Genomic DNA, 9,350 nt, shown 5'->3' with positions numbered 1-9,350 from the left:
CACCTTCGACGGCCGTCTCTCCGCAGCCCGTCAGTAACCCCAACCACCCTCGTTACACCGTTCGATTGACAGACCCCACCTCGGTGCCCGCGAATACGACCCCAACATCGGCCGGTTCATCAGCGTCGACCCTGTCCTCGACTTCAACGACCCGCAGCAAACCCACGGCTACACCTACGGCAACAACAACCCCGTAGCCTTCTCCGATCCCACCGGCCTGCGCCCTGACGGACCCGTGGGAGGCGCCGACTACAACGACAAGCGCGAGACCAAGGGGGCCGGTCACTACAACGGATCGACAGGCAGCGGCTGGTTCAAGGACCACGCCGGCGGCTGGAGCTACCGGTACAAGCAGAATGTCGGGGGCTTCACCGCATCGCAGACCATCTGGTCCGACCGGGCCAGCTCCCGCGGCTACAAGAAGCATGCCTCAGTCAATGTGGTCAAGAATCCGCCACCGCCGAAGAACTTCTACCAGAAGTACATCGGTCCGGTACTGGGATCGGTAATCCTGCCGGACCCGCAAGCGTGGCAGGACTGCTTCGGCGATGGGTCAATCCAGCAGTGCGCGTGGGCAGCCACCGATCTCCCCTTCCTCAAACCCTTCAAGGCCCTCAAAGCCGTAAAAAAACTGGATGAGTCCGCTGAGACCACATCCGACGCCACGAGGAAACCCGGGTGCCCGGAGCACTCCTTCCTGCCGGGCACCAAGGTCCTGCTCACCGACGGCACGACAAAGAGCATCGAAGACATCAGGGAAGGCGACAAGGTCCTCGCCACAGATCCCGACACAGGTGAGACCCGGGGACAAGATGTCGTCCAGACCATCATCACCAAGGACGACAAAGAGTTCACTGAACTCACCATCAAGGCAGGCAATGGCAACGCCAGCATCGTCGCCACCGACACACACCCCTTCTGGTCCACAGACCAGAACAAGTGGATCGACGCGGGCGACGTCACCCCTGGCACCACCCTCCGCACCACTGACGAGCGCGGCGTCCAGGTACTCGCGGTACGCCACTACAAGAAACAACAACGCACGCACGACCTCACGATCGATCGCATCCACACGTACTATGTGCTGGCGGGGGCAACTCCGGTCCTGGTTCACAACAGCAACTGTGGTGACGTAATTCTGGGGTCGGGCGAGGGAACTGCTGATGCCTTGAGGGCTTTCACCTCAACGAAGCCGGAGACTGAATTCGTGTTCGATTCCGGCGCCGGAAGGTTCCTGGCGGGAGATCGTGAAAGAATTCCCGGAGGCCTCAGCCCCCACGAGCAACTAGCAGAAAAGGCGGGCATGGACAGAGGAACAGTGCTGGGTGGCACACTCTTCCGAGATAACGGCCGCCTAGTGTTCACGGAAAATAGTGGTCACTATGGCCACAGGTGGACGGACGCTACACGCCAGCAGTTCCAGAAGTTTATGAGCGATCAAGGGATTGACTTCGACTACAGGCCGTGGGGTTGAGATGGGAAACTGGACTCCAGTGGTGTATCGGGGAGACGGGGCGTGGATTGGGGTCATGCCCGATGGTCGGATCGGCGTAGGTGTGGAGTCGGAAGGCCGGTCCTCCCTTGTGGGATCGGGATTCGTTCCCATGTGGCCATACATGGAGCGGGACCTCTCTGCATGCCTGGCCGATTTTTCCCGCTCGTGGGAACATCTCGGTCAGGGTGGCGTGCCAACCCCTGAGAAGCTCATCGAACTGACAGTGGAGACGGCGTGGAAGTCCGGCCGGTCATACTGGATGGAGCTAGCCGCGATTTGGGCTATCGAGATGGTTCGGCAAGAGGGTTTTGATCAAGAGGCCACCCGAACGCTTCTCCTCGAAATGGCGGCCTCGGAGGCGTTGTCGCCAGAATTGCGGGATAGAGCTCGGGGTGCTGGCGGGTAGGTGACCCGGTACCCGAAGGGATCCCAAGGCTGGGATTGATCAGCCCTGAACGCATCTCGAAGCTTTTGCTTCGGAAAACCTGAAGCCCCACCAAATGTGACCGGTGGGGCTTCAGGGGCATTTGACGGCAGTAGTTGACGGCAACGTCAGCGGACGAGGGCGGCGCAGGGTGGTGGTTCGTCGCCGTTGCCGTTGGCCGTCTCGGTGATCGTCGGGCCGTTGAGCACGGTGCCGAGGGTGTCGATGGCGTCGCGCTGAAGGCGGAGCCTGACATGAGCGTAGACGGCGGCCGTGACACCGATGTGTGCGTGGCCGAGGAGTTCCTTGATCACGACGAGTTCGATGCCTTGCTCAAGGAGCAGAGTGGCGGTCGAGTGGCGGAGGTCGTGGAAGCGGATGCGGCGGAGGCAGGCCTTGCGGAGGAGAGTCTTGAAGGCGCGGGTGAGGTTGGTCGGGTCGACCGTTCTTCCCTGGGGAGTGGTGAACACATGTCCGGTTTGCTGCCACGTGGTGCCTGCGGCCTCCCGCTCGCGCTGCTGCCGTTCGTGGTGGAGCTTCAGCGACTGAGCACTGTGGGTAGGCAGAGCGATGCGGCGTTCGGAGGCCCGCGTCTTGGTGGGCAGCGTGGTGAGCCCACCTGCGCTGGTGCGCTGAAGGGTGCGGCGGATGGCGGCGGTACCTGCGTCGAGGTCGAGGTCTTCCCAGCGCAGGTCGAGGAGTTCGCCCTTGCGGAGTCCGGTGTGGAGGGCGAGTTCGAACAGCGCGTGCAACCGGTGACCTTCCGCGGCGGCAAGGAACTGGCGGGCTTCGTCGGTGGTGAGGGGTTCGAAGCGTCGGGGCCGTGGGGCGCCGGTGCGGACGTTGCGGGCGACGTTGCGCGGGATCTGCTCTTCGCGGACGGCGTGCTCCAGGCCGGACTTGAGGACGGAGTGGATGTAGGTGAGCGTCAGCGGGGAGAGCAGCTTGTGGCAGCACTGGCCGGCGGCGCAGCAGCGGGGCTGGTCGCGGCGGGCGTCGATGCGGCGGGTGCAGCATTGGCAGGTGGTGCGGAGCTGGTTGAGCCAGGTGCGGATGTCCTTGGCGGTGAGCTTGGTGAGCTTCTTCTTGCCGAGGCCGGGGATGAGGTATCGGTTGACGCAGGTGGTGTAGCGGGTGTGGGTGTTCTCGCGGAGGTGGTGGACGGCGACGTTCTGAAGCCAGTACGTCAGGTACGCGGCCAGGCTGCCCTGCGCGGAGGGGACGGGGAGGCCGCGGTTGCTGTTGGCGATCTTCTCGGTGAGCTTGGCGAGCGCTTCTTTGCGGGTGGTGCCGTAGACGCGGACGCGGCGGCGGGTGTTGCCGGGAGCGAGGACGTATCCGGCAGCCTCCCACCGGCTGTCCTTGCGCTGGTAGACGGTTCCGTCGCCGTTGGCGCGGACGCGGCGGGAGGCGGGGGTGTCGCGGGGTGCGGTCATGAGGCGGCTTCCTGGTCGAGGCGGGTGCGGATGAAGTCGGCGAGGGCGTGGGTGGGGATGCGGCGGGCGCGGCCGAGGGTGATTGAGGCGAGTTGCCGGGTGCGGAGGAGGTCGTAGACGGCGGTGCGGCCGAGTTGGAGGCGGGCCATGACCTGGGGGACGGTGCGGAGTTCCGTGCTGGCGGTCACGCGAGGCTCCCCGGCTGGACAGCACGGGGCAGCCGGTCAGTGGAGTGACCGACTGGGTGACCGGCGGAGTGACCGGCGCGGTCGCCGGAGTGTTCCGAGCGTCGGGTTGGGGTCGGTTGTTCGGGTCGGGTCTGCGGTCTGCGGTCAGGAGGTCGGCGAGGTGTTCGAGTTCGGGCAGGAGGCCGGTTCCGGTGTACTGCCAGTGGGAGATGACCAGGGTCGTGTCCGAGTTCACGCGCTGACCGTCGATGTTGCGGTGACCGGGGGCCAGGTCGGTGGGGCGTCCGGCGCGGTCACCGACTGGGCTGGCGTCCGTTTGACCGGCCTGGGTCTGAGCTGACGCTGGGGCTGGGGTCTGGGTGGCGGGTCGACCGGTTCGCCAGGCGGTGCGTTGGGCTCGGAGGTGGGTGAGGGTGGTGGAGTAGTGGCGGGTTCGGGTGGAGAAGTGGCCGCGGAAGCCGAGCATGTGGGCCCATTGGCGCAGGCGGAGGTGGGCGTGCTGGGGTTGGGTGGCGAGGTGCCAGGCGGTGTGGATCATGCGGCGGGCGTGGTTGGTGATGTCGTGGGTGGCGAGTTCGGCGAGGAGTCGGAGGCGGCGGTCGAGGGTGCCGGTGGTGGTCTCGGCTCCCTTGGTGGCGTACTTGGCGATGTAGGCGGCGACGTGCCGGTCGGTGACCGGACCGCCACCGGTGAAGTCCGTGCCGCGGATTGCCCGGACGTCGATCTGCCGCCCGAACCGGACACCAACCGGTCGGCTCGGTCACAGATCGGGGCCCCGGCGGGCTGCTGCGGCTGGCCCTCATGCGCGACGCGGGTGCGTGCGGCGGCGGCGCGGATGGCGTGGTCGAGGAGTTGGGTGGTGGCCCAGGCGGGTGGGGTGCTGGTGGGGCCGGTGGGTCCGTCGAGGCGGATGACGGCGTGGAAGTGGACCTGGCCGCGCTTTTGGTACTCGGCGACCTTGGCGTAGGAGAGGGTGGCGTGGTGGCGCAGGTCCCGCTGCGTCAGCCCCGCCGCCTTGGCGATCTCCCGGCGCAGGTGGGTGGTGAAGCGTGCCCACAGGGCCGGGGCGTGCGCGTTCCAGAGCACCGCGCCTGTGTAGTCGTACCGTTCGGGGTCGAGCGGTGTGCCGAGGAGCGGGTCGGCGTCGGGATGGAGCTGGCCGCAGTGGCAGTGTCCGGTGTCGGGTTGGTTGTGGACGGGGCCGAAGCCGGGCGCGGTGAGGGTGGCGAAGACGCGGGGGTGGGCGGCGACGCTGGTGGGGACGGTCTTGCCGCCGCGCAGGCCGGCGGCGATGAGCTGGTAGGTGTCGTATCGGTAGACGGTGGAACAGGCGGGGCAGCGGGTGGCGCGGCGGTTGCCACAGCGCACCAGCAGCTCGCCCGCCAGGAGCCGGCCGGAGTCGAAGTGGTCGAGGATCTCGCCGGTCGCGCTGTCGAGTCGGGTGCGGTGTCCGGTGAGGCCGATCGGGTGCGCGCAGCCGCCGAGTCCGGCTATCTGCCGTGCGAGGGGTGCGAGTTGGCCGGTGGCGGCGAGCTTCGCCAGCTTGGCGGTGAGCCTGGCACGGCGCTCCAGCGCCGACCGCCCTGCCGCCGATGAGGCGGTGGCGTCCGTTCGGCAGGTCGGCGTCGTGAACGTCGACGACGAGGGACGAGAGACGGCTGGAATGGACGCGGAGTAAGGGAGTTGGTGCTGTGCGGGCATGGGGGAGGGGCCTTTCGGCGGGAGCGCGGAAGGGGTACGGCGCGAGGTGGTGTGGGCAGGCCGAAGTGATCGGCTCACAGGGGAACGGGGGCGCCTCGAAGGTGGGCGCGGGGGCCGGACCAGGGGCTGGTCGGCGGGGCGCGGTGGTGATCACCGGCGGGTGCGTGACGTTAACATCGCCTCACGGGCACATTCAAGTGCATCCCTCCTGATTCCTTTCTTTCGACGGGTAGTGTGAGGGCGGTTTCCCGGTTTGGACGGGCCGGATTGTGCTGGTAGAGGGCATGGAAAGCGGGGGTGACCGGGCATGGTGGGGCGGCGCGGGCGCAGGCCGGCGGGCAGCGGGGTGCAGCTGACATTCGAGGTCATCGCCGAGACCCTGCGCGAGCGCATCCGCTCCGGCGGGCTGCGGCCGGGTGACGCGCTGCCGACGCAGGCCGTGCTGATGCGGGAGTTCGGGGCGTCGAGCCTGACCGTGCAGAAGGCCATGGCCCTGCTGAAGCAGGACGGATGGGCGGTCTCCCGCCCCGGCAAGGGAGCCTTCGTCGCCCACCACGACCACCCCGACGGGGCCGATGACCTCGACAACCCGGAGGCGACCGCACCCGTCGGCGGGACGACGGCCCGCGTCGAGGCGCTGGAACGTGCGCTGGCCGAGGCCGCGCAGCAGATTGCCGACCTTCGTGGCCGCGTCGAGGCACTGGAGACGGGCGGCGGCGGGCGGGGCCGCTGACCCGCCGTGCCGGGCGGTCCGGGGGTGTGCGTTCAGATTTTCTCTACGAGGTTCAAGGCGGGCCCCGCCCGCCAGGGCTGGCCGCCGTCGCCGACGAGCCCGCCGTTCAATCGGGAGGCCAGCCACGCCGCAGGTGGCGAGCCGGCCCGGCAGCCGGGGGTGATCCGGGGCTACCGGAGCGGCAATCGGCCTGGTCGCCGGGCTGACCGCAACTGAGCTCCTGGCGGAGCAAGTTGTCGCCGACGACCGTCCTACGGCCGGATCGCAGGCACGGGCCGACCAGGGGGCCGACCCTCCACGCGCGTCGTACTGGGCTCACCGGGGGTGGTGGCCGACATCGCCTACGGCGGGGATCAAGGCTTCCGGCGGCCCACTGGCGGCAGGCCCCGTTGAACGGGCCGCTGGTCGGTCGAGGGGAGCACCGCGCGGGAGGGGCCAAGAGCTGCCACCTACCCCCGCCACAACCGGGCGCGTCAGCGTGGCGGCCTGGCTACGGCAGCAGGGCGAAGGAGTGGGGCGTCCTGGGGCGCACGACGCTGAAGTGGCGGCGGTCGAGGGTAGCGATGGCGTCCGCCCCGAGACGTTCGGCAATGGCGAAGACGGAGGCGTCGACCGCGCCGAGGGGGAAGTCGGCATACTTCTCGACCAGTTCGACCATGCGGTCAATGTCTGCGGCGGCCAGCGGGATCAGGCTGATCTGCCCGAGGCTGATCGAGCGAAGGAAGGCGGCCTCCGCACGGGTGCCGTGCTCGCGTTCCAGCAGGTAGCAGACCTCGGTGAGGACCGGGTACGGCACCAGTAGCGGGCGCGGCGTGCGGCGCATCAGCTCGACGCAGCGAGCGTGGTCCTGATCGTCGGCGTCGGCGGCGGCGACCAGCGCCCCGGTGTCCCAGACGATCATTCGGCGTCGCGTCCCAGCTCGGCGCGCAGGATCTCGCTGGAGCGGACGCCCAGGTCACCCTTGCCGCTGGACAGCGCGCCGACGAAGTCGGGCAGCGGCCACTCCTCCCCGCCGTCCTCGGCGGGGGTGCTCTCCCGCACGAGGGCGAGTATCGGCGCGACCTGCGACTCCGGCAGCCGGTCGATCAGCTCGTGCAACTCTTCCCGCAAGGTGCTCATGGGACCAGGATAGGGACAACCGCCCAGGTGAGGGAGCCGTCGCAGCAGGATGGCCTCGTCGAGCCCTCATGGTCTAGACCGCTGACGGCAGTAGTGACGGCAACAACCACGGACGCCAGGGCACATCCACGCACGCCAGCGGAGCATGAAACTGCCGATGACCTGCGAAAACGCAGGTGGGTAGGGGTCGCGTAGCACACGTACTATGTGCTGGCGGGGCAGACTCCGGTCCTCGTTCATAACTCGAATGGGGCCTGCGGCACAAACCTGACACGAGGTGAAAAGGTTGCTGCTGCTGCGGGTGTCGATGATCTGTCGCCAGCGTTGCGTAAGAACCTCACCGGCTTCATGAAGAAGAGCCCTGGGGATGCCGAGATTCCGCAGATCATTCGCCTCCCTGGAGGCGGTGCAGAGTTCAGCTACAAGGTCCCCGGAAGGGTTCCCGGGTCGTACGCGGTGTATCGGAAGCGAGTAGATCCTGAAGGGGTCACGGAGTTGGCTTACAAGACGACTTTCCTCCCTGATGGCAGCATTGCGCACATCAAGTTCAAGTGAGGGTGCGACCCATGGAATCGGATGCTTGCCAGGCTCTGACCAGCCTGATTCGCTGGGAATCGTCGCTGGATGGCCTGATCGACGCCGCCAGCCGATGCGATCGACACGAGGGGCCGCCTGTACGCCTGGATCGTGATGCCGTAAGAGAGGTTCTACAGCGGTGTATCTCCGGAGAACTAGACATTCTCAAATTGCCGCGATGGGCTGGGGCGATTCACATGCTGGACCATGTCGAGATTGACGAAGTGGACGTTGAGATGCTGACTCAATTCCTCTTCGAGGTGTCGAGTCCTGAACTGTTCGAGCCGATCACCGTTGACGTATGTCAGCGATGGATCAGCCGAATGGAGCATGCGTAGCACTCTGCTCACGCAAAAGCCTGGAGGCCCGGACGGAGGAGATTCCGACCGGGCCTTCAGGGCGTTTGACGGCAACGCTGACGCTGAGGTTGAAAGGGTGGGGTGACAGGCTATGGAGGTACCAGGTCGAGTCCGGTCTCGGCGATGAAGGCGTCGAGGATCTCGGGTCGGCGTTGGATGCCACGCAAGCGGTTCTTCACGAGTGGGGTGAGGCCGTCGATCGCTCGGGGTGCGAGGTTGGCCAGGGACTTCTTCAGATGTGCCCAGACGCCTTCGACGGGGTTGAGGTCGGGTGCGTAGGGCGGGAGCTTGACGATGGTGAGCCAGTCGCTGTTGCGGTCGCAGAACTCCCGTAAGGGCTTGGCATGGTGGGTACTGGCGTTGTCCCACACCACGATCAGCGGGGCACCGCCGAGCTGCCGACGGGCGGAGGTCAGCAGGTCCGCGAACTCGCGGGCCCGGAAGCCCTTCTTCTCGCCGGTACGACCTCGGTAGGTCTGGGTCCGGTAGATCAGACGGGTGGTCTCATGGCCCGGTCTGACGCAGATCATCCCGGCCATCACAACCCGGCCCGACCCCTTGCCCGTCACCTTGACCAGCGGCGTCCGCCCGCGCCTTGACCAGGTCCGGCCCTTGCCGGGCTTCAAGTCCTGGCCGGCCTCGTCCTCGAAGACTATCCACGCGCCCAGGAGCTGGGCCGTCCTCTTACCCGTGACCACTGCTCCGACCGCCACCGCTCCACGGCTTCCTCGTCGCGCTCGACGGCCCGGTGCGTGGGGACCTGCGGCGACCGGCCCAGCCGGTGCAGGAGATACGACACCCCGCGCGAGGTGTACCGGTAGCCGAACAGCCGGTGGATCAGCTCCGCGACCCTCGCCAGCGTCCACCGCTGGTCCTCCAACCAGCCGTGCGCCGCCGGGCCCGCCTCCAGCTCGTTCTGCAACCGCTCGGCCTGGCCATCGTCCAGCCGGCACGGAAAGCCGCCAGGCCCCTTCGAGGCCAGGACCGCGCGGCCGCCCTCACGCCAGGCGGCGTGCCAGGCGTACGCCGACTTCCGCGACACCCGTAACCTGCGGGCCACCTCAGGCGGCCGCACCCCCTGCCCGAACATCTCCGCGGCCGCGAAACGCACCGCTTCACGCTTCGCCCGCCCCGCAGCGGTCAGACCGCCGCCATCCGCGTACCTCATGACGAGGATGTAGCACCGCCAACGCCCGCCGTCACCCCACCCCTTCAACCTCAGCGGCAAACGCCAGCGGACGACCACCGCTGAGGGGTCTGTCAATCGAACGGTGTAACGAGGGTGGTTGGGGTTACTGACGGGCTGCGGAGAGACGGCC

General features: G+C 67.5%; 9 protein-coding genes and 3 pseudogenes. 5 read left to right on the top strand and 7 right to left on the bottom strand.

Annotation, left to right across the window (positions count from 1 at the left end; all coding sequences use genetic code 11):
• Window positions 1-64 precede the first annotated feature (64 nt).
• A pseudogene (locus tag IEZ01_RS36170) lies at window positions 65-160 on the top strand (hypothetical protein); the annotation flags it as partial.
• Window positions 161-235: 75 nt separating this feature from the next.
• Window positions 236-1,474 (top strand): polymorphic toxin-type HINT domain-containing protein, encoded by a 1,239-nt coding sequence (locus tag IEZ01_RS34165; protein ID WP_229833360.1) that lies wholly within the window; start codon window positions 236-238, stop codon window positions 1,472-1,474.
• A gap of 573 nt (window positions 1,475-2,047) precedes the next feature.
• Here the strand turns inward: IEZ01_RS34165 and IEZ01_RS34160 are convergent.
• The 4 genes and pseudogenes from IEZ01_RS34160 to IEZ01_RS34150 form a co-directional block, all read right to left on the bottom strand.
• Window positions 2,048-3,355, bottom strand: coding sequence for a tyrosine-type recombinase/integrase (locus tag IEZ01_RS34160; protein WP_189205669.1), 1,308 nt, complete (start codon window positions 3,353-3,355; stop codon window positions 2,048-2,050).
• Window positions 3,352-3,543, bottom strand: a complete 192-nt coding sequence (locus tag IEZ01_RS34155) for a helix-turn-helix domain-containing protein (protein WP_189205667.1) — start codon at window positions 3,541-3,543, stop codon at window positions 3,352-3,354. The genes IEZ01_RS34160 and IEZ01_RS34155 overlap by 4 nt, the downstream gene beginning before the upstream one ends.
• A gap of 217 nt (window positions 3,544-3,760) precedes the next feature.
• A pseudogene (locus tag IEZ01_RS35955) lies at window positions 3,761-4,252 on the bottom strand (replication initiator); the annotation flags it as partial.
• Window positions 4,253-4,392: 140 nt separating this feature from the next.
• Window positions 4,393-5,244, bottom strand: a pseudogene (locus tag IEZ01_RS34150) (replication initiator); the annotation flags it as partial.
• A gap of 346 nt (window positions 5,245-5,590) precedes the next feature.
• On the opposite strand from IEZ01_RS34150, the gene IEZ01_RS34145 reads away from it, so the two are divergent.
• Window positions 5,591-5,977: a winged helix-turn-helix domain-containing protein gene (locus IEZ01_RS34145; protein WP_229833359.1), complete on the top strand. Its 387-nt coding sequence runs from the start codon at window positions 5,591-5,593 to the stop codon at window positions 5,975-5,977.
• Between the two features lie 490 nt (window positions 5,978-6,467).
• Here IEZ01_RS34145 and IEZ01_RS34140 read toward each other — a convergent pair whose 3' ends face one another.
• Together IEZ01_RS34140 and IEZ01_RS34135 are read right to left on the bottom strand one after the other, a co-directional pair.
• Complete coding sequence (locus IEZ01_RS34140; protein WP_189205663.1) at window positions 6,468-6,878, bottom strand: type II toxin-antitoxin system VapC family toxin; 411 nt, start codon at window positions 6,876-6,878, stop codon at window positions 6,468-6,470.
• Window positions 6,875-7,096: a hypothetical protein gene (locus IEZ01_RS34135; RefSeq protein ID WP_189205654.1), complete on the bottom strand. Its 222-nt coding sequence runs from the start codon at window positions 7,094-7,096 to the stop codon at window positions 6,875-6,877. Before IEZ01_RS34135 ends, IEZ01_RS34140 begins: the two co-directional genes overlap by 4 nt.
• A gap of 207 nt (window positions 7,097-7,303) precedes the next feature.
• Between IEZ01_RS34135 and IEZ01_RS34130 the strand changes: the two genes are divergently transcribed.
• Window positions 7,304-7,651, top strand: coding sequence for a hypothetical protein (locus IEZ01_RS34130; RefSeq protein ID WP_189205652.1), 348 nt, complete (start codon window positions 7,304-7,306; stop codon window positions 7,649-7,651).
• 11 nt (window positions 7,652-7,662) lie between these two features.
• Window positions 7,663-8,010, top strand: a complete 348-nt coding sequence (locus IEZ01_RS34125) for a hypothetical protein (protein ID WP_189205676.1) — start codon at window positions 7,663-7,665, stop codon at window positions 8,008-8,010.
• A 110-nt stretch (window positions 8,011-8,120) separates the two neighbouring features.
• Here the strand turns inward: IEZ01_RS34125 and IEZ01_RS36235 are convergent.
• Window positions 8,121-9,199 (bottom strand): IS630 family transposase gene (locus tag IEZ01_RS36235; protein ID WP_444545502.1). Its coding sequence is split into 2 segments (ribosomal slippage): window positions 8,121-8,731 and window positions 8,731-9,199, totalling 1,080 coding nucleotides; the frame shifts between segments, so codons are not numbered across the junction.
• Window positions 9,200-9,350: the final 151 nt, after the last annotated feature.

It is taken from the genome of Streptomyces purpureus (genome assembly GCF_014648195.1).
GTDB lineage: Bacteria > Actinomycetota > Actinomycetes > Streptomycetales > Streptomycetaceae > Streptomyces > Streptomyces purpureus.
Note: the sequence above shows the minus strand (reverse complement) of the source record. Positions and strands in the feature narration are given on the sequence as shown.

Bases quoted from the DNA above. Each gene is read 5' to 3' on its own strand.
- IEZ01_RS34135 (WP_189205654.1), bottom strand. From the start codon at position 7,096: ATGAGCACCTTGCGGGAAGAGTTGCACGAGCTGATCGACCGGCTGCCG.
- IEZ01_RS34160 (WP_189205669.1), bottom strand. From the start codon at position 3,355: ATGACCGCACCCCGCGACACCCCCGCCTCCCGCCGCGTCCGCGCCAAC.
- IEZ01_RS34140 (WP_189205663.1), bottom strand. From the start codon at position 6,878: ATGATCGTCTGGGACACCGGGGCGCTGGTCGCCGCCGCCGACGCCGAC.
- IEZ01_RS34125 (WP_189205676.1), top strand. From the start codon at position 7,663: ATGGAATCGGATGCTTGCCAGGCTCTGACCAGCCTGATTCGCTGGGAA.